At 26.2% G+C, this 24,051-nt stretch carries 26 protein-coding genes; 3 read left to right on the top strand and 23 right to left on the bottom strand.

Translation table 4 applies throughout. The features are described 5' to 3' along the window. Positions 1–3: 3 nt before the first annotated feature. The 4 genes from SMONO_RS02255 to SMONO_RS02240 form a co-directional block, all read right to left on the bottom strand. Positions 4–924, bottom strand: coding sequence for a hypothetical protein (locus SMONO_RS02255; RefSeq protein WP_101780736.1), 921 nt, complete (start codon positions 922–924; stop codon positions 4–6). Beyond that, a complete protein-coding gene (locus tag SMONO_RS02250) occupies positions 905–2,563 on the bottom strand; it encodes a 1-deoxy-D-xylulose-5-phosphate synthase N-terminal domain-containing protein (RefSeq protein ID WP_158637898.1) in 1,659 nt (552 codons plus the stop codon). Before SMONO_RS02250 ends, SMONO_RS02255 begins: the two co-directional genes overlap by 20 nt. Positions 2,564–2,627: 64 nt before the next feature. Next, positions 2,628–3,065 (bottom strand): hypothetical protein, encoded by a 438-nt coding sequence (locus tag SMONO_RS02245; protein WP_101780734.1) that lies wholly within the window; start codon positions 3,063–3,065, stop codon positions 2,628–2,630. Between the two features lie 22 nt (positions 3,066–3,087). Continuing rightward, positions 3,088–3,723, bottom strand: coding sequence for a hypothetical protein (locus SMONO_RS02240; RefSeq protein ID WP_101780733.1), 636 nt, complete (start codon positions 3,721–3,723; stop codon positions 3,088–3,090). A 110-nt stretch (positions 3,724–3,833) separates the two neighbouring features. Between SMONO_RS02240 and SMONO_RS02235 the strand changes: the two genes are divergently transcribed. Beyond that, positions 3,834–4,553, top strand: a complete 720-nt coding sequence (locus SMONO_RS02235) for a glucosamine-6-phosphate deaminase (RefSeq protein WP_101780732.1) — start codon at positions 3,834–3,836, stop codon at positions 4,551–4,553. A 31-nt stretch (positions 4,554–4,584) separates the two neighbouring features. Here SMONO_RS02235 and xseB read toward each other — a convergent pair whose 3' ends face one another. The 5 genes from xseB to SMONO_RS02210 are packed head-to-tail and all read right to left on the bottom strand — an operon-like array spanning position 4,585 to position 8,950. Then, the gene (gene xseB / locus SMONO_RS02230) at positions 4,585–4,788 is read right to left on the bottom strand and encodes an exodeoxyribonuclease VII small subunit (protein WP_101780731.1); all 204 of its coding nucleotides are present in this window, start codon (positions 4,786–4,788) and stop codon (positions 4,585–4,587) included. A 1-nt stretch (position 4,789) separates the two neighbouring features. Then, entirely contained in the window at positions 4,790–6,058 is a 1,269-nt protein-coding gene (gene xseA / locus SMONO_RS02225; RefSeq protein ID WP_101780730.1) for an exodeoxyribonuclease VII large subunit, read from the bottom strand. Positions 6,059–6,086: 28 nt separating this feature from the next. After that, a complete protein-coding gene (locus SMONO_RS02220; RefSeq protein WP_101780729.1) occupies positions 6,087–7,562 on the bottom strand; it encodes a hypothetical protein in 1,476 nt (491 codons plus the stop codon). A 13-nt stretch (positions 7,563–7,575) separates the two neighbouring features. Further along, positions 7,576–7,986, bottom strand: coding sequence for a transcription antitermination factor NusB (gene nusB, locus SMONO_RS02215; protein ID WP_101780728.1), 411 nt, complete (start codon positions 7,984–7,986; stop codon positions 7,576–7,578). A 43-nt stretch (positions 7,987–8,029) separates the two neighbouring features. Beyond that, positions 8,030–8,950: a lipoprotein gene (locus tag SMONO_RS02210; RefSeq protein WP_101780727.1), complete on the bottom strand. Its 921-nt coding sequence runs from the start codon at positions 8,948–8,950 to the stop codon at positions 8,030–8,032. A gap of 65 nt (positions 8,951–9,015) precedes the next feature. On the opposite strand from SMONO_RS02210, the gene SMONO_RS02205 reads away from it, so the two are divergent. Beyond that, positions 9,016–9,441, top strand: coding sequence for a hypothetical protein (locus SMONO_RS02205; RefSeq protein ID WP_101780726.1), 426 nt, complete (start codon positions 9,016–9,018; stop codon positions 9,439–9,441). A gap of 21 nt (positions 9,442–9,462) precedes the next feature. Here the strand turns inward: SMONO_RS02205 and SMONO_RS02200 are convergent, their stop codons facing one another. The 5 genes from SMONO_RS02200 to SMONO_RS02180 all read right to left on the bottom strand — a co-directional run bounded on the left by SMONO_RS02200 (position 9,463) and on the right by SMONO_RS02180 (position 12,678). Then, the gene (locus SMONO_RS02200) at positions 9,463–10,368 is read right to left on the bottom strand and encodes a deoxyribonuclease IV (RefSeq protein ID WP_101780725.1); all 906 of its coding nucleotides are present in this window, start codon (positions 10,366–10,368) and stop codon (positions 9,463–9,465) included. Between the two features lie 64 nt (positions 10,369–10,432). After that, positions 10,433–11,320 (bottom strand): riboflavin kinase, encoded by an 888-nt coding sequence (locus SMONO_RS02195; RefSeq protein WP_101780724.1) that lies wholly within the window; start codon positions 11,318–11,320, stop codon positions 10,433–10,435. Continuing rightward, complete coding sequence (locus SMONO_RS02190) at positions 11,310–11,594, bottom strand: hypothetical protein (protein ID WP_101780723.1); 285 nt, start codon at positions 11,592–11,594, stop codon at positions 11,310–11,312. The genes SMONO_RS02195 and SMONO_RS02190 overlap by 11 nt, the downstream gene beginning before the upstream one ends. Positions 11,595–11,687: 93 nt before the next feature. Continuing rightward, a complete protein-coding gene (locus tag SMONO_RS02185; RefSeq protein WP_101780722.1) occupies positions 11,688–11,981 on the bottom strand; it encodes a hypothetical protein in 294 nt (97 codons plus the stop codon). Positions 11,982–11,994: 13 nt separating this feature from the next. Then, positions 11,995–12,678, bottom strand: a complete 684-nt coding sequence (locus tag SMONO_RS02180) for a hypothetical protein (RefSeq protein WP_101780721.1) — start codon at positions 12,676–12,678, stop codon at positions 11,995–11,997. A 129-nt stretch (positions 12,679–12,807) separates the two neighbouring features. On the opposite strand from SMONO_RS02180, the gene plsY reads away from it, so the two are divergent. Beyond that, entirely contained in the window at positions 12,808–13,647 is an 840-nt protein-coding gene (plsY, locus tag SMONO_RS02175; RefSeq protein ID WP_101780720.1) for a glycerol-3-phosphate 1-O-acyltransferase PlsY, read from the top strand. Positions 13,648–13,715: 68 nt separating this feature from the next. On the opposite strand, the gene SMONO_RS02170 is transcribed toward plsY, so the two are convergent. From SMONO_RS02170 to SMONO_RS02130, 9 genes are all read right to left on the bottom strand, one after another. Beyond that, positions 13,716–14,396 (bottom strand): MBL fold metallo-hydrolase, encoded by a 681-nt coding sequence (locus SMONO_RS02170; protein ID WP_101780719.1) that lies wholly within the window; start codon positions 14,394–14,396, stop codon positions 13,716–13,718. 152 nt (positions 14,397–14,548) lie between these two features. Beyond that, positions 14,549–14,770: a YneF family protein gene (locus SMONO_RS02165; RefSeq protein WP_169918213.1), complete on the bottom strand. Its 222-nt coding sequence runs from the start codon at positions 14,768–14,770 to the stop codon at positions 14,549–14,551. Positions 14,771–14,819: 49 nt separating this feature from the next. Next, on the bottom strand, positions 14,820–16,787 hold the full coding sequence (tkt, locus tag SMONO_RS02160) for a transketolase (RefSeq protein WP_101780718.1): 1,968 nt from the start codon (positions 16,785–16,787) through the stop codon (positions 14,820–14,822). 88 nt (positions 16,788–16,875) lie between these two features. Next, positions 16,876–18,549, bottom strand: coding sequence for an Ig-like domain-containing protein (locus tag SMONO_RS02155; protein ID WP_101780717.1), 1,674 nt, complete (start codon positions 18,547–18,549; stop codon positions 16,876–16,878). Positions 18,550–18,631: 82 nt separating this feature from the next. Continuing rightward, a complete protein-coding gene (locus SMONO_RS02150) occupies positions 18,632–18,832 on the bottom strand; it encodes a DUF896 domain-containing protein (protein ID WP_101780716.1) in 201 nt (66 codons plus the stop codon). A 33-nt stretch (positions 18,833–18,865) separates the two neighbouring features. Next, entirely contained in the window at positions 18,866–19,828 is a 963-nt protein-coding gene (locus SMONO_RS02145) for an ROK family protein (protein WP_101780715.1), read from the bottom strand. Positions 19,829–19,907: 79 nt separating this feature from the next. Beyond that, positions 19,908–20,771: a hypothetical protein gene (locus SMONO_RS02140; protein WP_101780714.1), complete on the bottom strand. Its 864-nt coding sequence runs from the start codon at positions 20,769–20,771 to the stop codon at positions 19,908–19,910. Further along, the gene (locus SMONO_RS02135; protein WP_101780713.1) at positions 20,749–21,465 is read right to left on the bottom strand and encodes an ATP-binding cassette domain-containing protein; all 717 of its coding nucleotides are present in this window, start codon (positions 21,463–21,465) and stop codon (positions 20,749–20,751) included. The genes SMONO_RS02140 and SMONO_RS02135 overlap by 23 nt, the downstream gene beginning before the upstream one ends. Before the next feature lie 4 nt (positions 21,466–21,469). Further along, a complete protein-coding gene (locus SMONO_RS02130; protein ID WP_158637897.1) occupies positions 21,470–24,004 on the bottom strand; it encodes an endo-beta-N-acetylglucosaminidase in 2,535 nt (844 codons plus the stop codon). Positions 24,005–24,051: the final 47 nt, after the last annotated feature.

Here is a 24,051-nt window from a genome sequence, read left to right as displayed (position 1 = left end):
TCCTTAAAATTTTCTTTTTGTTTTAACATTAAATTTTCTTTTTTTATTAAAGCTTAATTTTTGCTTTCTTAAACTAGAAATCTTTCTACTTCTTTCAACATTTTCATACAAAGCATCTTCTTGCTGTACTCATTCGCTTATTTTTTTAAATAATTCACTTCCGTAAGTTTTTACAAATCCTTTTTTTAGTGATTCAAGCTTTTTCATATATTTTGTTGTAGAAAGTGAAATTGGTTTGTTTAAGTTTAATTTACCATAGTTACCATTAGTCAACGAATCTCTTATGTCAGAAATCATTTTTTCTTTTTGTTCTATAGATTCTACATAAATTTCTTCATCATCTTTTAAAACTTCGGAAGTATAATTCTCTTCTTCTAAAATTTTATCAATATAACTTTCTTTGTCTTTATTATCAACGGGTTGATTTAACAATAAAGTTTCAAAATCTTGAATAGTTTTCTCTAAAAAAGGATCTATTGAAGTTTTATTTAAAACATCACTTGTTTCATCTAAAACAACAGATGACTCTTGAATGTATGGGTTTGATAAATTTAAAATATTTTTTTTGTAATCTGTTTTTAAATTAGTTTGTCTTTTATTTACTGGTTTATTTTCTTTGCTTAACTCTACTCCAAAATCTAATGTATAATGTTCTGGCAAATCTTTATACATTTCTTTGTTAAATTGATTCAGTTCTCTTATTAAAGTTTCTTCTGTTCCTGTTGGTATTACTATCAATTTATTATATTCATTTATTATTTTTCTATCTGTTTGGTTTTTTAAGTGAAGTATTCTTCTTAATTCTTTTAAGTTTTCAAAAAAACTTAGATTTTCTTTATCTGATTGTTTTGAAATTAAGTCATTGATTTCTCTATCTTTTGAAAGTTTATCTAAAAAGTAATTTCTATCTACTATCCTTTGCATTTCTTTGTCCCTCAAATATTTTCTTCATAACAGATTCTACATCCATATTTATTTCTTTTAGTAACAAATCTTTTTTACCGTGTTTAATAACATTTCTATCAAAAGCAAAGCTTGTTATATTTATATCTTTAAATTCATTAATAATATTTGAATACAAGTTATTTTTATTAACAACTTGTTCATAAACAAAAATATTATTTTCTTTGTGTTTGGTTATAATTTCTTTATCGATTGGATTAATATAACGAGCATTAATTAAATTTATGCTCAAATTATTTTCTTCAATATATTTTTTAAAATCATTTAATATATTTCCATAACTGATCAGTGTTAAAGTGTTATTCTTTTTATAAATTAACTCTCGTCATTGTCCAATTTCAAACTTTTCATTAAAACCATCTTCAACTGCAGATAAATTTTCGTATCTTAAGAAAAATTGCTTATCTTTATTTAAATAGGATTGTTTAGTTAATACTTTTAAGTCATTTAAACTATAAGGTTGACAAATTATTGCGTTTGAAAAATTATTTATAAGTGAAATATCATAAATTCCATGATGACTAACTCCCCCACTATAATTTAAACCTCCCCTATCGATTAAAAATGTCATAGGTAAATTGTTTCTAAACACATCATGAGCTAATTGATCGAAAACTCTTTGAAAGAAAGTTGAATATATAGAAACAAATGTCTTTTTATTTGAATTTGAAATTGCACTTGCAACTAAAATACTAAACTCTTCATTTATTCCAACATCTATTACATTTTTGTCAAACTTATTTTTCAAATTTGTAAAATTTGATGAATTCAACATTGCAGGACAAATTAAATAATCTTCTTTTGTAAATTGATTTTCAAATTCTTCTGCAACTAATTTAGAATAACTTTTATTAATTTCATTTTCAATTGAATGATTTTGAAATAATTCATTTTCTCCAACATAACCTTTAGCTTTTTTTGTTATGCAATGAATAAATACATGTTCATTTGAGTTATCTGCTTCAGATAAAGATTTAAATAATTCTTCAAAGTCATGTCCGTCATTACATTTAATGTATTTTAATCCTAATGATTCTACGTACATTTTAATATCTTTTATAGCAAGTGAATTATCACCAATAGCTTCATTATTATCATTTAAAATAGTTATTGTTTTCTTATTTGTATTTTGTAAGTTAATTAAACCAGGTAAAGTGTAAGAACCAAAAAAAGCAGCATCTCCAATTACAGAGATAATATTATCTTTATCACTAGCTATTGCGTAGCCAAATTGATATGCAATTGAAGTTGAACTGTGTCCTGTGCTTATTCAGTCATAATCTGATTCACTAATTTCTTGAAAGTTACTTAAACCATTGAATTGTTTAATAGTTCTAAATTTATCAACTCCATGAATTAGTAATTTATAAACGTGTGACTGGTGACCTGTATCGAAAAGAACAATTGATTTATCTAGATCAAAATATGACAAAATAGATAATGTTAACTCAACAACTCCAAGATTACTTCCTATATGCCCTTTGTTTTTATTAACAAAATCATTTAGAAAATCTCTTATATCTTGTGCTAGTTCAGTTAAGTTTTCATTATCTCTTTGTTTATAAAGATCTTTAAAATTGCTTAATTGTGCTAATTTCATATGTCTCACCATTCATATTTTACAATATTGAGAATAAAAAAACCCAATTATTTGGGTTTTACAATTATTTATCTTTTGATCAAATTTTATAAGCTTTTTCACCTTTTAAAAGAAATACCAAAGGAATCACGCCGATTCCTCCGAATAAAACTATAAATGAAGACGATAAGTACACAAATATCATTTCTTTTTTATAACCTTTCATATTATCTTTAATAGTTAAATCGTGTGCTCTGATATACTTTTCAAATTCATCTTCTTGTTTTGCCTTTTTCAGGTTTTTAAAGAATTTTATTAGTAGTTTAGTTTCAAATATTAATAATGTTGAAAAGAAAACTAATGGTAATGCTTGTATTGCAATTATAAGCCACTTGCCTTCTATTGCATAAATTACACTTCTAATAGAAATTGATAGTACTAAAGCTAAATCGAATATAGTAACAATAAAAACTCCAGATAAAAATAATTTGGTATAAGTATCAAAATTTTTTGATTTTTTCATAAATGTTTCTCCTTCTAATTTTTTATACAATTAGAAGTCTAGAATGATAATTTACCCTTTTTACAGATCTGTGAAAATTCATTTTATATATCTTTACTTTTTGAAATGATAAAAAGATTTTTGAAAAAATTCCTCATAATTTATTAAATTCTTTAAAAACTATTAGTTCAATAATAAAATAATTCACTTTAAATAAGTACTTTTTATATAAATAAACTATTTTATTTATCATTTTTTTAAATATTATAATCACTTGTTTAACAGAGTCTAATATTAAATTAAAAAAAATATTACTTAATAAGAAAAGGAAAAATACAAAAGATATTGAATATGAATTCATCTTCAAAATAATTTCTGAGTAATCATTTGTAAAAATGGAGTTATATCCCTGATTCAAAAAACATATTGGCAGTATCAAAATTAATAAATTGCTAATTTCATTAAATGAATTTGATTTTTTAAATACTGATTTATTATTTATGTTTTTAACATCTTTTATATATAGGTTAATAAACTTAGCGGCAATAAAAGACGTGCAAAGATAAATTGAAACTAAAGTAATTATATTTAAATAAATAAATAACTCAAATGAAGTTAAGGTAATTAAAGACATTAATATATTTCAAATCATTATTGTTCTTATGCTTTTTCTTTGCATGTTTATTACCTCTTTTTAAAATTATAACAAAATAATTTAACTTTCCATTTTGGAAAGTTAAGATTAATTATATAGGAATAAAATAATAATAAGCAGAAAGGAATGATTCGATGAGATTAATTAAAACAAAAGATTATGAAGAAATGACAAAAGAAGCACTTTCTTTATTTATGCAAATCATTGATGATAATGCACACAAAGATAGAATAAATGTTGCAATTACAGGAGGAAAAAGTCCACTATTATTTTATAAACAACTTATAGAAAGTTTAAAAGATATTAAATCAATTAATAAAGTTCATTTTTATAATTTTGATGAAATACCTTACAGAGATAATTTAGAAACAGGTATGACAATTGAAGATTTAAATAAAATTTTCTATATTCCAGGAAACATAAACGAAGAAAATATACACAGAATGAATTACTTAAATTGAAAAGAACACATTACTCAATTAGAAAAAGATGGTGGTCTTGATCTTGTACTTTTAGGTATAGGAATTGATGGACACTTTTGTGGAAATATGTCAGGAACTACAAAATTTGGTGATAGAACTAGAACAATAAAAATGAAAGATCTAGAAGACAACATAAGTGTTCCTAAGTTAGATGAAACTAAATTTTATGATGAATTTGTTACAATGGGTCCAAGAGAAATTATGGCGACTAGAAATATTATTATGATTGCAAATGGTGAAGGTAAAGCTGAAGTGATTGATCAAATATTAAATGGTCCAGTTACTGAAGTTGTTCCTTCAACTTTATTAACATTGCACCCCTACTTTAATTTAATAATAGATGAAGATGCAAATAAAATAGCAAAAGCATAAAAAAATGGAATAGTAATTCCATTTTTTTATATTAAAAGTTTGTAGTTTCGCTATTGTCTAAAACTTTTTTAACTTCACCTTCAAGTTTAGTTAATTGTTCTTTTGCCTCTTTAATCATTTCTGTTCCGCTTTTAAATAATTCAATTGATTCTTCCATTGATGTTGAAGAATCATTTAATTTATTTGAAATATTTTTTATTTCATCTAATAATTCGTTAAAGTTTTTTGCACTCATATTATTCACTTCCCTTTTCTAATTTAACATTTATTTCACCATCTTTTAAAATGGCTGTTATTAATTTATTTTCACTTACTTCATCTTTAGATCTAATAACTTTATCATCTTGTTTTAGGATTGAGTAACCTTTTTCAAGTGGTAACAATGGACTCTGTAGTTCAATTTTTTCTTCAAAAACTTTTAATTCATTAATATTTTTATCTAATTTATTTTTTAGAACTCCTTTTCAAGTTTGTAATTTATTTTCAAAGTTATTATTTATTAAATGAATTTTATTTGTAATAACTGAATTTAAATTATCTGAAATATTTTCAAAATTTCTTTTTAACATAGAAACTTTACTTTCAATATTTGAATTGAGTCTTAAAGATAAATTATCAACTTCCATGTGTATTTTTTCAATTTTATTTTTTAATGCTTTAGCAAAATCTTGATTTTTATTTGAAAGAGCTTGTAAAACATTCTCACTATCTGGAGTAGATTTTTCTCCTGCCGCTGTTGGTGTTGAAGCTCTGAAGTCAGAAACATAATCTGTTAAAGTTATATCTGGTTCATGACCAACTCCACTAATGATTGGTATTTTGCTTTCTCTTATTGCACTAAGCACTTCCATTTCATTGAAAGATCATAGGTCTTCATAACTTCCTCCACCTCTTCCAACTATCAAAGTATCTAACTTAATAGAAAATTCATTTGCTTGTTTAATTTTTTTAGCAATATCTTTTGCAGCACCATCTCCTTGAACCAATGAAGGAAATAAAAATATATTTACAGGAGGATACCTTCTTTTTATTGTTGTAATTAAATCTCTTATTGCATCACCTGTTGCTGCAGTTACTATTCCGATGTTGTTTGGAAATTTTGGAATTGGTTTTTTAAACTCATCAAGAAATCAACCTTTTTCTTGTAATTCCTTAAAACGCTTATCATAAAGTAATGCTAATTCACCAACCCCATCAACTCTAACATCATAAACTGTAAAAGTTAATTTACCAGTTGGTTTATAGTATGAAAGGGAACCCTTTCCTATTATTTCGGTTCCCTCTTTGATGTTTAGATCTGTAAATTTATGTGCATTAGTTTTTCATATTGCACAATCTACTTTTGCCTGACTATCTTTAAGTGAAAAATAAATATGACCACTTTTGTTGTGTGTGAGGTTAGCCACTTCACCTTTTATGTTTACGTTTTTGAATGCATTTGATTCTTCAACGTAATCTTTTAAAATATCTGCAAAGTCTGATATTTTAAAAATCATTTCTGTCATATTAATCACCTCTTTTTCATAAAGAAAATTATTTAATTCTTAAGAAATCAATCTCGTTTAGACAACTTTTTATTTTAATATACAATGTGTAATAGTTCATTGCATCTTGTTTTGACATTTTTTTATTTTGTAACATTTCAGTTAAGCTATCAATTTTATTTGATAAGAAATCCATAACCTCTTCGATATTTTTTTGATTAATTGCATCTCTGAAATATAAATATTTGTCTTTATCAAAGTCGCTCGAAGATAATTCCACACTATTTATTTCTTTATCAAATAATGCAATGAATCTTTCAAACTCTTTACTTGCTTTCTTAGAAGTTTCGAGGTCTAATAACTTATGCTCTTGAGTTATTTCTGCTAAAAGATTTTCAAAGTCTTTTGTTAATTCGTGTGAATTATGTTCTTTAAGGATTTCGTCTAAATTTGAATGATCATTAAAAGTAACTGTCTTCTCTAAATCTTTTTCTTCTCCCAAGATTTCTTTCATCTCTTCTTGTTTATTATCGTCATCCAATATTTTATTTCAATATCAATTCAATGTATCATCTGATTTTGAATTATCAACTGTTAAATTTTTTGAATTTGATCTAGCTGGTTTTTCAATTAAGAAACTTGCTAAGTCATGAAAATTTCTAAAGTTACTTAAAGATAATGGGTTTAATAAACTAAAAAAATCATTGTTATCAATTGTAAAAATTGGACTATCAAACTTAATTATGTCTGAAAAGAAACTTAAGTCATTTAATAAAGTTGTTTTATATTTTGATTCAACTTCAATGTTGTTTACAAATATAAAAATTGTATCATGAGCAACTAATTCAGATAACTTGTTCATTTTTTTGTCATAGTTATCTTCATCATAATTAATCGGTGTAAAAATAAATTTTTCTAAACTATATGCAACTTTTTTTTCTAAAAATACATTTCAATCTTCTTTAAAACTTAATCTAGTTGATCTGAACTTTTCTTCACTGATTAAATCAAATAGTTCTTTGTCATAAGTTTTCATCATTTTGAATAATTCTTCTTGATACTCACTTACTTTTTTATCTAATTTAACTTCTCTTAAGAAATGTTCATTGTTGTATCAATCTAAATTTCTAATTGATACATTAACCTTTAATTTGTTTGTTAAAGTATTTATAAATTGATTTAATTCAGCATTATCTTTTGATAACTTACTTGCACTTACTATTACAACTTTTTTAAAATCCTTGTTTATAAATTGGTCTTCAGAATTTTTTAAATAATCTTTTATTAAACTATAGTTTTTTGAATTAAAAAGTTTAGCATTAAAGTTTTGTAAGTAACAATATGTAGCAAGTTCACAAAAAGCTTTAGTTAAAAAACTTTTTGAAAATTCCTGTTGTGCATTTAATTTTGTTTTAAAAATATAATTTCTAAATTCCTTATAAACTAAAACTTTTATTTCACTTTTTAATGACTGTAAATGATCTTTAAGTTCACTTTTAAAATTTGTAAAGTTTGATATACTCATTTTTTTAATCCCCTTAGTTTTCTATTTTCACATTATCTAATAATCCGTTTACGAAACTAGTTTCAAAACTTGGTAAATATTCTCTTGTTAATTCTATACTCTCGTTTATCACTACAGCTTTTGGCGTAATTTCTTTTCTAATTTCATATATTGCATTAATTAGAATTGATTGAATTACTTTTGGCAATCTAGTTCAATTTCATGTTTCAGGAAGTAATTCAGAAATAATATCTTTATATTCTTCTGTATTTTCTAATAAATCCAAAATATAATCATTTAATTCTTCATCAAACGTTTCTAATTGAAAACCATCTAATACTTCTTGTTTTATTTTGTTTGTGTTTTCATCCAATAAAAAAAGACGATATAAGATTTGAATCGCTTTTCTTCTTCTATTTTTTAGTTCGCTTATTTTTTTTTCCATTATCTTCTTTCGCCTTTCGTTTATTTAATTTTTAAAGATCTATTTAACCTAATTGAAATCTAATATCATTTGATAATCCTAAAAATGAATTTAAGTCATTCGATGTTCCATTTTCAATAACCACTTTATTAACAAAATTAACCAATGATTCATTACTTTCATTCATTAATAATTTATACATCTGTTCTTCTGGAGTTATTAATTTTCATAAATATGGTATTTCATTTTGTGAATGAGGATTTTGGTTTTTAACTCATTGTAAATCATTTAAAAGAGTTGTTCCTGTTTCCATCTTTATTGTATTTAAAATGCCTTTTAGTAATTGTATTGTTACATCTGAATTTTTTTCTAAAAAATCACGATCAACCGATTTATTAGAACCAATTCTTATTTTCAAATCATTTGAATATATTGGACTAACCCTTAAAGTTTCTTTGGACAATTCAACCCCACTAAATACTCCTTTGGCCATTTTAGGTGAAGTTGTAACATTTAGTTTTAAAGCGCTTCCATTCAATGCTTCTTCACCTATTTTATATTTGAAATAAATTGTTGTTGCTGGGTTTTTTTCGTTTAAATTACTTGTTAGATAGTCGCTTAAGTCATTAATTTTTGTGCTTGCTTGACCGCTTTGAGATGAATAATATTCAAAAATAATTTTTTCACCATCTCTTGTTGATTGATCATCGCTTTTTCAAGGTAAATTTAATCCAAGTATTTCATTTACTTCATTTTGGTTTTTAAAATTATTTGAAATTAATGCCTTTAAATCATTTTCAAAACTTAAAATGTCTATTGTTTTTGGATCAACACTTATTGTGCTAAACATCTTATGATTTCAAAACTTCTGTATATCAGAAGGATTTCTATATGTATTATCAACAGTAATTTTACAGCTAACTATTTGTGTTGCTGGAGTAATAGTAACTGAAAGTCCAGTTAATATTGTAAGTAATTTTTTCATCTTTTCACCTTAATTCTCTATTATTTTACATTAATATATTATTAATGTAAGGAGAAATTTTACCTATGAAAGATGATTTTTTTGATGATGGAGTCAATATGAAAACGTTGTTTCACCTTTTAGGAGATAACCAAAGACCAGAAGTGACAAATAAAGAAATTAATGATATGTGTTTAAAGGTTTTAATGAACTTTAATAAGATGTATGAAGATCAAAAGATAATAGACTTGTTTGATCAATTTTGTATTAAAAAATACAAGTTTAAATTAGAAACGATTCTTAATGATTCAAATATTGACTTAAATGAAATGGAGCAATATATTGAAAATGAAGCTATTTGAGTGGAACTTTTAACTCAAATTTCAATATTGATAGATATACAAGATGAATACATGCAAGCAAACTATAGAGAAAACATTAAAGAAATAGACAAAAACATCAGAGTTTTAGATAAAGTTTTAAGATTGAGATTGGATTTATATAATAAATAAAAACTGCTATTTAGCAGTTTTTTATATTAATTCTTTATCTTTGAAAGGATTTGTAAACTTATTATTTTTAATCATTTCAATTTCAACTTTATAAGGACTTAGTTTTCCATCGATATATGGTGTTTCTAAAATTATTGGCAAATCTTTAAATAAAGGGTTATGAACAACATTTGCAAGTGCTTCAAAACCAATATAACCATAACCAATGTTTTCATGACGATCTTTGTGGTTAGAAATTGGATTTTTACTATCATTTAAGTGTATTGCCATTAATTTATCTAAACCGACCACTTTATCGAATTCTTCTACAACTTTTTCAAAGTTGTTTTTTACATCATAGCCAGAATCGTGCATATGACAAGTATCAAAACAAACCCCTACTTTATCTTTTGCTTCCACTAAATCAAGTACTGTTTTTATTTCTTCAAAAGTTATACAAACCTCAGTACCTTTTCCTGACATTGTCTCTAAAGCAACTCTCACGGGCGTGTTAGGAAGCTCTTTGTAAACCATATTAAGTCCTTTTGCAATACTTTTTAAAGCAAGCTCTCTAGGTGCCCCCACAGCCGCCCCTGGGTGCAATACTACAGTGTGCACTCCAATTTCTTCAAGTCTTAATAATTCTTCTTTTAAAAGTCTTACACCAAGATCAAAAGTTTCTTGTTTAACTGTATTTGCAAGGTTTATTGTGTAGGGTCCATGACAAATAACTTTATTTATATCTATTTCATTTTCTATTAGCATTGATTTAAATTTATCTATGTTTAATCTACTTGTTTCGGTTCTTCTTGTGTTTTGTGGAGCACCTGTAAAGAACATCAAGGTATTTGCTCCATTATTAATAGCTTCTTGTGCACTTCCTATTAAATAATCATTTGCAGAATTCATACCAACGTGACTTCCTAAATAAAATTTTGGTTTTTCCATAATAACCTCACTCTTTTCACTTGTATTTTAGCATAAAAAAACAACATAAATTTTTATGTTGTTTTTAAATCTTATATTTTAAAGTTTGTCTTACATCATTTGCTAATAATTCTTTTAATTTATCTAAACCATTAACTTTTATGTTTTCTCTTAATTTTTCAAGTGGTTTTACAGATACTTTTCATCCATAAATTTCTTGATCAAAATCTATTAAGAATATTTCAAAAACATCTTGATTGAGTTCATTTTTTCAATAACATCCTGCTCCTAAGAAAGTTTCTTTTAAGTGATCAATGTAAACTTCACAAGCATAAACGCCATCTTTTAAAACTATTCTTTCTTCTGTTATTAAATTAATTGTTGGGAAACCTATTGTTCTTCCAAGTTTTTTTCCTTCGCTGACACGTGCATCAAATTTGTAAGATAAACCATTTATTTTTTCAAATTCTTTAAAATTACTTTCTTTCAATAAGTTCAAGTTTTGTTCTAAATCATTTGTTGTTATTGAATCTATAACGATTGAATTTTCTTTTCAGTTATCTTCTATAAATTTTGTTGAAAATTTTGAATAATTAGAATCAATATAGTCTTTTGTAACAATCATTTTTCTAATACTCAAGAAGTCTTCGATGTTTTTAAATAAAGCTTCATCTGTCATTTGATTCATCATTGCATTTGTGTGATAAAAGATGACATAGTCAATATTGTTTTGTTCTGCTTTTTTTATTATATTTTGAGCATTTCAAAGTCCGTAATTCATTTCTCTGCTTGTAACAACAAATAAAGTTGAACTTAGATTGCTTTCTTTTGATAAAGTTTTTAACTTTTCAATTTGCTTATCTTCTTTTTGACTTCAATTTTCAAAATCAGCAATTAGCCCCACAGAATCTTCTAGATTCATCATTATCATGGTCATATTGTTATAGAAAAAAGTTAATGTATTATTCTTCATCGTCTTCCTCAAGTCTTTGTTTTTTAATTTTCTTTTTCAAAGTAATTTCTGCTTTTTCAAAATTAAATTCTTTGATTAATCTTTTATTAAAACTTAATACTTGCTTTTTAGTTTTAATAGCAAAAATAACAAAACAATCAATGCATTTGAATTTATTATCTCTTGAATCCATAGCTATAGTTTTGTGCACACACATATCAAGACTTTGATTATAGTAAATATAATCAACTTGATGTTCTAAATTTTCATTTAAACTTAATAAACTTTTCTTCATATTTCTGCACCTTTTAAATATTTTATCATATTTTTGACAAGTTTCTGATGTGAGTTGACCCTCTATTTATGGTCAAAAAAAATGCAATTAATATTACATTTTTTCTATTTTTGATTTTAAGAACTGAATTTCTAATTCAACATAAATAAGATCTTTTTTCTTTGCTTTGATTGTGTAATAATTTTTATCGCTTTCTCTTCTTTTTTTCAAATGAATACCATAGATAAACAAACCAAAGAATGGAAAAATAAATCACAATCATAGGTTTCTTTTTATTTTTCTATCTATTTTCTTTTCCTCATTTAAAAGCTCTTTGTAACTATCTTCAATTCTTAAAAGTTCTTTTTCTAATTCATTTTTAGACATTTTTGCATATTTTTCAAACATATCATTACCTCTTTTAAACAGCTATTAACTGTTTTAATATTTCATTTACTAAGTGATTTAATGATTGAAATATTATTTTTAATTCATTAGTGTGAGCTAAAAATTGTTGCTTTTCATTTTCGACCCCAACAGATTCTAAACTCGAGTAAATATTCTTGGTATCTTGTAAGAAGAATATCATTTTTTCACAATTTTGTAGCTTATCTTGAAAATCTTTTGAATTATCAATGTTATTAACAAGTTTATTAATATCTTTTGAAAATTTTTCATTTCATTTTTCTATATTAAAATCTTCAACTATATCTGAATAACTTTTATTATACAAATTGATTTGAGCATCAAAAAAATCACTTATATAAGTTAAAAAGAACTGTCCCGGATCTTTTTCAACTAAGTTTTCATATTTACTACAATATTCGTTTCAAAGTATTTCTGTCTTATAAAAGTAATTGTATCTTTGTAAGATCAATGTTAGCATAAGACTTAATTCCAATTGTTCACTGTTTATGTTTTTTTCAAAAAAGTTATTAATACCTTCAAATAAAGTTTTGCATTCATCAGTTTGACCTAAAGCAATTAATTCATCTTTTTGATCATTATCCAATTTAAATTCATTATTATTAATTAATCCACTTAAGTCTTTCTTATATAAACTGAATATTATTTTTTTCAAATTTATTTTCTCAATTAGTTTCATTGTTAAAAACCCCCATTATAATTGACTTTTCACGAAGTGTTATTAATTTATTTTAACCTATTTTCTTGCATATTGCTACAACTTTATAGTATGATTATTAATGTGTTTTAAACAAAGGAGTACTAAGATATGAACTGATGAGAGATGTTGGCTGGAACGGCAATTGCTTCTGTTATAGCTTACTTAATAGGTAGTTTTTCTTTCTCAATTACAATTGTTAAATTAAAAACAAAAAAAGATGTAAGAGATGAAGGAAGTAAAAATGCTGGAGCAACAAACGCAAGTAGAATAATAGGTAAAAAATGAGGGGTTGCTATCATGATATTTGATGCCTTAAAAATTATTCTAGCAAGTTCTATAGCTTTAGGGTTAAGTCAAATACCTACCCCTATTTTCCAAGGAACATTATTATTGGTTCCTGGATTATTTGCACTAATTGGTCACTGTTGACCAATATACTACAAATTCAAAGGCGGAAAAGCTGTTAGTTGTTTCATTGGTTTAATGTTTACAATAAATTACTTAATGGGACTTGTAATGTTTGCAACTTGACTAACACTTGTTCTTGTTACAAGAAAAGTAAGTATTGGGTCAATCTTTGCTGCAATAGTTACAGCAATATTAATGTGAGTTCCTCAAATTTCGGGATTAAGTTCATTTGATATTGATGGATCTGGGTTTGCAACAATTTATGCAACTGGAAGTTACTCTGCTGTTTGATTTAATAAATACCACACTATAAATGAATCGGGAGTTTTCGATAGTTTCCTAATTATTAATTTAATAACAACAATTTCTATGATTATATTATTGGCAAGACACTGACAAAACATTCAACGTTTAATAAAGGGTACTGAACCAGCCTTCTTAAAAGAAAGAAAATCTAAAAGTGAAACTAAAGTAAAAACAGCTAAAACAGAAAAAACTAAAAAAGAAAATAATAAAAATAAAAGCACTGCAAATGAGTAGTGCTTTTATTTTTCATGAAAATAAATTTTATTAAAAAAACTCCCATAAGAGAGTTTTTAATTTATAGCCTATTTTTTTTCAATATATTTTCTTAATAATTCAGCTTCTTTGTCTTCAAGAATATTTTTGATTTTGAAACCAAAATGATAGTGTCCTGAAAAAATAGAATAATCTTCATCAAAACTGCTAATTAATCAATTAAATATTTGCTTAGCATTTTTTTCTTTCTCATCTTGTAATTGCATAATTCCATCAATTAAATAACTTTCATCTTTCAGAATAAAATCTCCTGTAAAGATTAGTTTTCTCTCAGGGATTGAAAACATCAATGAACCCTCAGTATGAGAATCTTTCTTATAAATATTTACATTATATCCATTTAGCTCAACAGTTGTTTCTGCTGAAATAACTTTTAAATTTTTTATTGGGCTTGCTATATATTTTTCAACACCTTCAAAAAAGTCGCTCATGTTTTTTGTTGGATCAAATAGATTTAATAAATCCTCTTTTCCCACAAAAACATTAGGATTGTTTTGACTTTTACATATCTCATTTATTCCATAGAAATGAGCGAAGTGTCCATGTGTTATAAAAATATCTGTAATTTGAATTTGATTTTCTTCTACAAATTTAATTATATCTTTATATGCAAAGTATCCTGTATCAAACAAGATAGCTTTTTTGTCTTTATTATGCATTAAGAATGCATTTACTCTTTTAAATTCATCACAAGTGAATACTTGTATCATGTTATGTCCACCTACCTATTTATTTTTTCTGTATTTCTTTTATAGTTGATAAGTTGTTGTTAAATTCCTAAATGATTATATATGAAATTTGTAAAAAAAAAAAAAAAAATAATTTTTGTCGAATAAAATTTTTTTATTTATTACTTTAAAAATTATTTTCCTCTTTTTACTGCATTCATTGTTTTTTTGATATCTGTTTCAGTTGGTTTTCTTCCCATACTTCTATACATAGCTCTAATTTGATTTTCGTTAATTGGCGGATTATCTCTTAGTTGTTTTTGGATAACTTTTCTTGTAATTATAAAACCAATAATACCACCAACTACAGCTGCACCTATTGCAATTAACAGTGCTCCTCATCATGCAATTTCCATAATAAATTCTCCTTTAACAATTACTTTTTTAATATTAACATATTTTTTATTATTTGATTTGAGTTAAAATCTCTTTTGAAATTTCATTTGAAGTAAATTTGATTTCTTCAATAACATCTTGTGCTGGTGCAGAGTAACCAAATGTATCAATTCCAAATGCTTTTCCATTATCTCCTAAGAATCTATGTCAACCATAAGTTGAACCTAATTCTATAGAAAATCTTTGTGTGTTTTTATTTATTATTGAATCTTGATATTCTTTTGATTGTTTTAAGAATAAATTCATATTTGGCATTGAAACAACGTTTACTTTTTGTCCGTTTTTTTCTAAATTAGTTTTAACATCTAATGCAAGTGAAACTTCACTTCCTGTAGCTATTAATGTTATATTAGCTTCTTTTGTTTCGCTTATTAAATAAGCTCCCTTTTTAACATCATCAACAATGTTTTTTGAGTGGTCTAATTCTTTTAAATTTTGACGAGTTGCTATAATTGCACTTGGATGTTTTTTATCATTTAATGCATTGTAGTAACTTGCAATTGTTTCTGCCATATCACAAGGTCTATAAACACTCATGTTAGGAATACTTCTTAACATTGAAAGTTGTTCAATTGGTTGGTGAGTTGGACCATCTTCTCCAACTGCAACTGAATCATGAGTGAATACACTTAGAGTTTGTAAGTTCATTATTGCACTCATTCTTAAAGCTGGTTTTAAGTAATCAGCAAACACAAAGAATCCTGATGCAACTGGAAGTAACCCTCCGTGAAGTGCAATACCATTATTTATTGCACTCATAGCAAATTCTCTAACTCCATACATAATATTTCTTGCTTGAGTATTATCAAAGTCATAATTTCCATCAGCACCTTTGATTTTTGTTGACTCACATAAGTCAGCACTTCCACCAATGATTGCAGGAATGTTTTTACTCAATAAGTTGAAAACTTCTCCACTGCTTACTCTTGTTGCTTGTTCTGTGCCTTTATTTAAAGTTTCTAACTCTTTTAAATCAATATTTCATTCTTTATTAATAGAATTTAACAATTGTTTTGCAAGTTCTGGATTTTCTTTTTCATAAAGTTCAAACATTTTATTTCATTGATCGTTTTGAGCAAATCCTCTATTTGAAACATTTACTTTTCAAAATTCATAAACATCACTTGGAATTGTAAATTCTTCTTCGGTTCAGTTGAAGTATTCTTTTACAGCCGAAATATCATTTCCCAAAGGAGCTCCATGAACCTTTGTAGTTCCTTGGTTAGTTGCTCCAATACCAATAATTGTTTTTACTTCAATATAAGTTGGTTTATCACTATTTTGAGCTGTATGAATAGCTTTTTCAATTTCATCTAAATCTTCACCATTGGTTACTAATAATGTGTTTCATCCAGCAGCTTTAAATTTAGCTTGAATGTCTTCGCTTTGTGCAACATTAACTGGAGCATCTAATTGAATATCATTTGAATCATGCAAAACTATTAATTTATTTAGTTTATATCTTCCAGCAAAACTTATTGCTTCTTGACAAACACCTTCTTGTAAATCTCCATCTCCACACAACACATATGTAAAGTGATCTACAATTTCAAATTCTTCAGTATTGTATTTACCTGCTAAATGACTTTCAGCAAGTGCCATACCTACCCCCATAGCAAAACCTTGACCTAAAGGTCCAGTTGTTGCTTCAACACCTTGTGTGTGACCAAATTCTGGGTGCCCTGGTGTTTTTGAGTTTAATTGTCTAAATTTTTTCATATCTTCTATTGAAAGATCAAAACCAGATAAGTGTAAAGCACTATATAAAAGTGCACTACCATGTCCTGCACTTAAAACAAATCTATCTCTATTAAATCAAGATGGATTTTTTGGATTTAAGTTCATTAACTTAGTAAAAAGTGTAAATACTATTGGACTTGCTCCTAAAACTATTCCAGGGTGGCCTGAATTAGCTTTGTTAACAGCTTCAATTCCTAACATTCTTAAAGCATTTAAATTTTTGTTGTTCTTATTCATTTATTTTAAAACCTCGTCTATATTCAAAATTATTATATCTCTAAAAATAAAAAAAACCTTATTGATAAGGTTTTTTGTAAATTTTTTATTATAAAGTTTCTTCTGGTTCAGTTGGAGTTGTATCTACAATTGTAACTGAAACCTCAGCTACTGATTTACCATTTGAAGCAGAAACTGTAATGTTTGCTGTTCCTTCTGCTTTAGCATTAACTGTAATTGTCCCGTTTGCATGGTTAACTGATACAATAGCTGCATTTTTTGATTCAACTTTAACATCTTTTAATTCTGAAAAGTTCTCTATTTTAATTGTTGAACTAACATTTCCATTTAAATCTAAATTTACTGAAGTTTTGTCTAAACTTATGTCATATGTTCTTGTGTCTGCAACAGTAATTGATATTGTTTGTGTTGACTTACCATTTGAAGCAGAAACTGTAATGTTTGCTGTTCCTTCTGCTTTAGCATTAACTGTAATTGTCCCGTTTGCATGGTTAACTGATACAATAGCTGCATTTTTTGATTCAACTTTAACATCTTTTAATTCTGAAAAGTTCTCTATTTTAATTGTTGAACTAACATTTCCATTTAAATCTAAATTTACTGAAGTTTTGTCTAAACTTATGTCATATGTTCTTGTGTCTGCAACAGTAATTGATATTGTTTGTGTTGACTTACCATTTGAAGCAGAAACTATAATGTTTGCTGTTCCTTCTGCTTTAGCATTAACTGTAATTGTCCCGTTTGCATGGTTAACTGATGCAATAGTTGCATTGTTTGATTCAACTTTAACATCTTTTAATTCTGAAAAGTTCTCTATTTTAATTGTTGAACTAACATTTCCATTTAAATCTAAATTTACTGAATTTTTGTCTAAACTTATGTCATATGTTCTTGTGTCTGCAACAGTAATTGATATTGTTTGTGTTGACTTACCATTTGAAGCAGAAACTGTAATGTTTGCTGTTCCTTCTGCCTTTGCATTAACTGTAATTGTCCCGTTTGCATGGTTAACTGATGCAATAGTTGCATTATTTGATTCAACTTTAACATCTTTTAATTCTGAAAAGTTCTCTATTTTAATTGTTGAACTAACATTTCCATTTAAATCTAAATTTACTGAAGTTTTGTCTAAACTTATGTCATATGTTTTGTTTTCTTCACTTTGAACTGTGAATGATAAATTAACTTTACCTTCAAAAGTACCAATACCTGTAGCAATAGCGCCTTTTTGAGTTATGTTAGACAATTCGTATTTACCTGATGCATTTACATTTTTGGCATTAATTGCTTCTGTAATTGTTTCTTGACTGTTATCTTCTAATTCACCTAAATCAGTAGTTGTGATAACTGTACTTAATTGATCTTTTTTAGCTATAACTTTAACATTAACTTCAAAAGTAATTGTTTCGCTTTTTGTTGCTCCACCTTCGATTGGTGCAACGTAAGTAAATGTTAATACTTCATTAATATCTTCTAATTTTGGTAAATTTGCTTGTTCTATTGAAATAGTTGTCAAGAATTTACCATCTTTAACTGTTTTGTTGTTTAAGTCTACATTTAAATTTCCAACATTACCAGTAACCGTAATTGTTCCACCATCAAGCATTTCTGCATTAACTAATTTAATGTTTGCTTCTAGTGAACCATCTTTTAATGTAACACTTGTTGTACTTGTTTCTTGTTTTTCACCACAAGCTACAACTGTAGCACTTGTAGTTGCAACTAAACCTGTAGCTGCTAAAAGTCCTAATAATTTTTTCATATTTTCTTTCCCCTTAAATTCCAAATATAATTTTACACCTATAAGAGTTAAAAAACTTTAAAAAAAGAAAAAAAACTAAAAGTTAATTTTTAGTTTTTCTTTTTATTTCATTTCCATCTTCATCAATAAAAACTGTATTTTCCAATTGTTGTTCAAAACCTGCTCTAAATAACTTTATGTATTCTTCTCTCAACTTAACTCTTTCTTCTAACTCATCAGTGGTTAAATCTCTTTGTTTTTTGATTGCTGCAAGTTCATTAATTCTTTTTAATAACTTTTCCATAATAATATCCTTTCATAAAAAAATGATTGAAAATTAGAATATTTTTCAATCATTTAATGCGTAATAAGCACTACCGATCATTGTTGAATCATTTCCTAATTCAGCAATTTCAATAGTTAATTCTTCTGCAAACATTTCAATTATGTATTTTTTAATGTTTGTTTCAATTATTTCAATTAATTTACTATCTAAATCTGTTAAACCACCAGCTAGAATAATTGCTTCTGGGTCCAATGCGTTAATCATTGATGCCATGTGCATTACCAATGGTTCTAAAGCTTCTGATAATAAATCAGTTATTTCATAAGGATAACCTTTTTCTTCATAGGCCTCAACAATTTCTTTAAAAGTAACTGTTTCGGGGTTATTGAAGAAATCGCTTGCTGGATGATTTTTCTTACTTTTAAATGTAGTTCTAAAATGATTTTCAATTCCAGGCATTGAAGACATTGGTTCAATACACCCTTCAAGACCACAAGGACAAGGGTATTTGTTTTGAAATACTCCTCCACCATGACCAAATTCTCCTGCAAAACCTCTTGATCCTGGAGCTAATTTACCTTCTGTAATTATAGCCCCACCAATACCACCATCTAATCAGTAAAAGATAATTGAGTCATATTGTTTTGCAACACCAGTTCAAAATTCTCCTAAAGCACTTGCATTAGCATCATTTATTACAAAAATAGGTTTCTTGAATAACTCTTCTGCAATTTGTTTTATGTTGTAGTTTTTTAAGTCTAAATTAGCGGAATATCTAACTATTCCCAACATGTGGTCAATGTAACCACCCATTGCTAGACCTATTTTGTCAATTTCTTCTTCATAATTTATTCCAATAGCTTCTAAACCATCTATTATTTTGTTATATAAGTTTGAAATAAGATTATTTATGTCATGATCAACAGAAAATTTAGCTTGTAAATCCCCATATTGATTAACTAGTCCAACTTTTGATGAATTTACACCAATTTCAATAGCCAATACCAATTTCATCTAGAACCTCCATAAACATATTTAATATAAATATAACACTTTTATTAACCAAATTATAGATTTTAATTAAAAATGTTTATTATTTTTTGTTATTTCAACCAAAAGAAAAGTAAGCAGCTATAATTAATATCATTGTATAAAAAAGTCCTGTAAATGAAACTAAAAGTAAATTAAAATCAAAACTAATTACTAGTCTATCTGGATTTTCAACAACTCAACCAACTTGTCCTGAAGATGCTGAAATCAAACCAATTCAAACAGTATGTTTTTGAGGGAAAAAGTAACTAAAAATAACAAGTCCCTCATTAACTGACATCAAACTTATTGATAAAAGATTATCTGAAAAAACTATGCAAGCCATTATAACTATGATGCTTATACTTTGTGATAAAGATACACTTCTAACAAGTCCGCTAATAATTGTGCCAATCGATATTGAAATAATTATATTTAAACTTATTGCATATAATATCCCTAATCACTCAGAAAAGCTAATTAATCCCAACATTGTTGATATAGATTCCTCAGCTGGTTTTACATAAAAGAAACCAAGTATATAAATTGTAAGTAATCCAAAAAGAAAAGCTATAAATCCAGCTATAAAATTAAATATTCATATACTAGCTAGAAACTCAATTTTTGAAATACCAGCACTGTGTATTCTTTTTAAAAATACTGAATTTTTTCATTCCGAAATAGAAATATTGACTAAAAATACTATTGCATAAGTTGGAATCATCATAAATAAAAATAATTGAGGTGGTCTAAAATTTGAATCACTTCCACCAGTAAATCAAGAAAAAACAGCCATGAAACAAATTGGAATAAAGAATAAATATACATATGTTCTGAAATTTTTTAAAACTGATCCAGAAATTAATAAAAAATTATTTGCAAAATTCTTATTAAATTTTAGAAATTTATCGCTGTATTTTTTTTGCATATTCTTTGTCCTCACTATCATAATAGTCAATTAAAAGTTTTCTTACACTGCCATTAGTTTTAATAATCTCACTAGTTGTTTTATCAATGTATATTTCGCCTTTTTTTAAAATTATTACTCTGTCACAAAGTTCTTCAACTTCTTCTGGAATATGTGAAATTACAATGATAGTTTTTCCTTCACTTTTTAATTTTTTAAAGAAAGCTAATAATTTTAGTTGCATCTTTAAATCTAAACCAGTTACCATCTCATCTAAAAATATATATTCGGGATTGTTAATTACAGCCAAAAATGTATTTATTCTTTGTTTTTGACCTCCACTAAGGTTATTCAAATCCTTTTTAAGTATTTCTTCTATTTCAAAAATTTTAATAAGTTCTTTAGTGATTTCGTCTGTTTCTTTAAATCAATTAGATTTAAAGAATTTAATTAAAATTTTTGAATTAACCCCCATTGGTCAACTACCCTCTTGAAATTGAATTCCAACTTTTTTATAAGTATTCTTTTCACCATCTATAAGAATTTCACCACTTGTTGGTTTTATTTGTCCAACGATAAGTTCCATTAGAGTAGTTTTACCAGCTCCATTTGAACCAAGTATTCCTACACATTCACCTTTTTTAATTTTTATATTAATATTTTTTATTATTTTATTTTTACCTATTGTTTTTGTTAAATTTTTAATTTCTAACATTGTTTTATACTCCAATCTTCAATTTAACCCACTCCATTTTATTTGTAGCATTGTTTTGAATTTTAATATACAAATTATTTGTCTCGATTGGTATATTTTTTACAAAATAATTGTTTGAATTAGTTTCACCAACTCTGTAAAGGTTATTTTTATCTTCATAATAAACTTCGTAATAAGAATAAATGTCATTTTCTTTGAATAAATCTTTAAAGTTTATTCTTATATTTTTATATTCATTGTTTCTTTCAATAACTAATTCTGATTTTGCTTCTATGCTTTTTGTTAAATCATTTTCCTTTGTTAATTTATTTTTATTAATTGAAAATTGACCCACATTTACTTTCATTTTAGAATTAGTTGCTTTAAATCTAAGACCTATTTTTGCAACTGTTTCATTTGGTTCTAATGTAGCACTAATTTCTTTTCAACCATCACCAAGATCTTTTGAATTGGTTGCCAAACTTTTTGCATTACCATCTATGCCTTCAATAATTATTGAAGGACTAATATCATCACTATCACTTTTTATAATCATAGAAATATCCAATGATTGATTTTTTGTATAATTAGTTCCCATTATCATTCAATCATAAGTTGCATCTTTTTCAAATTCGGCTTTAGCTATGGACCCATCTTTTTCGATCCCGCTTCCTAAAGCTATTGAATTTCCTTTTAGATATGGATCTTTATAGTCATAATATCCAGATATCTTTTCTGAATCCACTGAAGAGATTTTCCCATTATTTTCCAAAATATTAACCATTCATTTATATGTTGGTTGCACATCTGCAATGTTCGTGTTACTTCAAGTATAATTATCTTCAACTATTCTTTTTTGATAACCATCACTATTATTTAAAGTGACAAATTTATCTCCATTACCAGTTGAAAAATTTGTAAAAAATGATTCATTAAAGTCATTTAAAACCGTTTTCTCTTGAACTATGTTTCCAACACCATAACTACTGTCTTTGTGAAAAGTTTTTGGATCATATGAGACTGAACCAAAATCTTCATCTGATAGTTGTCTGTTGTGACCCGTATATATCATGTCATCATAATAATTTTGTTTTGCAAGTCCATAGGTATCAGAATTTCTATCTTTTCCAATTTCATTCATTTCCATTTCGGCAAGATCGCTTGAAGTGTGAGAAGCAAAAATTGCTAAAGAATTTATAGTTTTTGAAGTATCATATTTTCATTTATTTTCATTCTTATCAGCTTTTTCTTTAGCTATGTTATCTTCATATTTGTTACAATTTTCATCTAAGTGGTAATAAACTAAATCTCTCAAATCTCTTCTACCAATTCTATCTTTGTTATAGAATATCTCACTATTAATTCAACCACCTAGGTTATACATGTTATATATTTCTTTAGATTCATCTCACTTATTTTCTTTATCTAAATATTTTTCTGAGTTATTTGGTGTAACTCCAAAATCACTTAAAAATTTATCACTATTCTTTTGTAACTCTGTTGATTCGCTACTTATTGGATTTCCATTTTTATCAATTTCCAAACTTCCATTATTTTTATATGTAAATAAAATTAATTCATTAACTTTTGGATCGTTAGATTTTTTTATTTTATCATTCCATTGCTTCATCATTTCTATTACAATAGAATATTTTAGTATATAACCATCTTGAAAATATCCATTTGGTTCATTATTTCAAAACCAACCGTCAAAGCCTAAATCAACAACCATATTTATTAAAACATCTATAATCAAGTAGTTGCCTTGAGAGTCTTGTTTTAAAAAATCTCTTAAGTGTGATTTTTTAAGTCCGTGATAACCATCCAAAAATATATTACCTAATATTTTTGTCCCATTAATATGAGCCTTTTCAACTTCATTTTTACCAGGAGGCACAATTATACCTTCATCAATAGCACCAGCTCAACTAACCATAACATCATTGTATTGATAATTATTAAAACTCCTATTGTAAGATCTTTTTTTACCAATTATTGTGTTTTCTTTAGAGGTGCTATTAATAATAACTGGCATATTCATTTCTTTTACAGTCGGATCTTGTGATTCAACTCACTTAGATGCTGTTTTTGTGGTTTTTTGTAAATCAATTCTTGACTTATTGTACTTGGCATCAATATCGTTATTGTAATTTCAGTCCAAGATACTGTTTACCTCATCAAAAATTTCTTGTCGACTTATTTCCATCATATTTTTCTTTCTGCTACCATTAGGCAAAAATTTTGAGTTCAATGGAACACCAGTTGGTGATTGTTTTAAAACTTCATTGTAAGTTTTAAAACCTGTGTTAAAGTTTTTATAGTCCAAATAATTGTTGACTTCACTAACTTTTAAAACACTTTCTTGTGCTTCATTTGGTAAATCTCATTTTAGATTATTTTCATGACCTTTATAATATGGTTCTTCAGAACTTCAATCATAGTCTTTAATTGAAGCTAAATCAATACCGTAATTTTTGTAATTATCACCGCAAGAAACTGTATATGCCAAAAAAGGCATTGTGGTTGCTATGCAAAGTAAACCTATAACTAATTTCTTCATACTCATCCCCGTATATTTTTATTTTTACAAAAAAAAAAAAAAAAAGC

This window comes from Spiroplasma monobiae MQ-1 (genome assembly GCF_002865545.1).
Lineage (GTDB): Bacteria > Bacillota_I > Bacilli_A > Mycoplasmatales > Mycoplasmataceae > Spiroplasma_A > Spiroplasma_A monobiae.
Note: the sequence above shows the minus strand (reverse complement) of the source record. Positions and strands in the feature narration are given on the sequence as shown.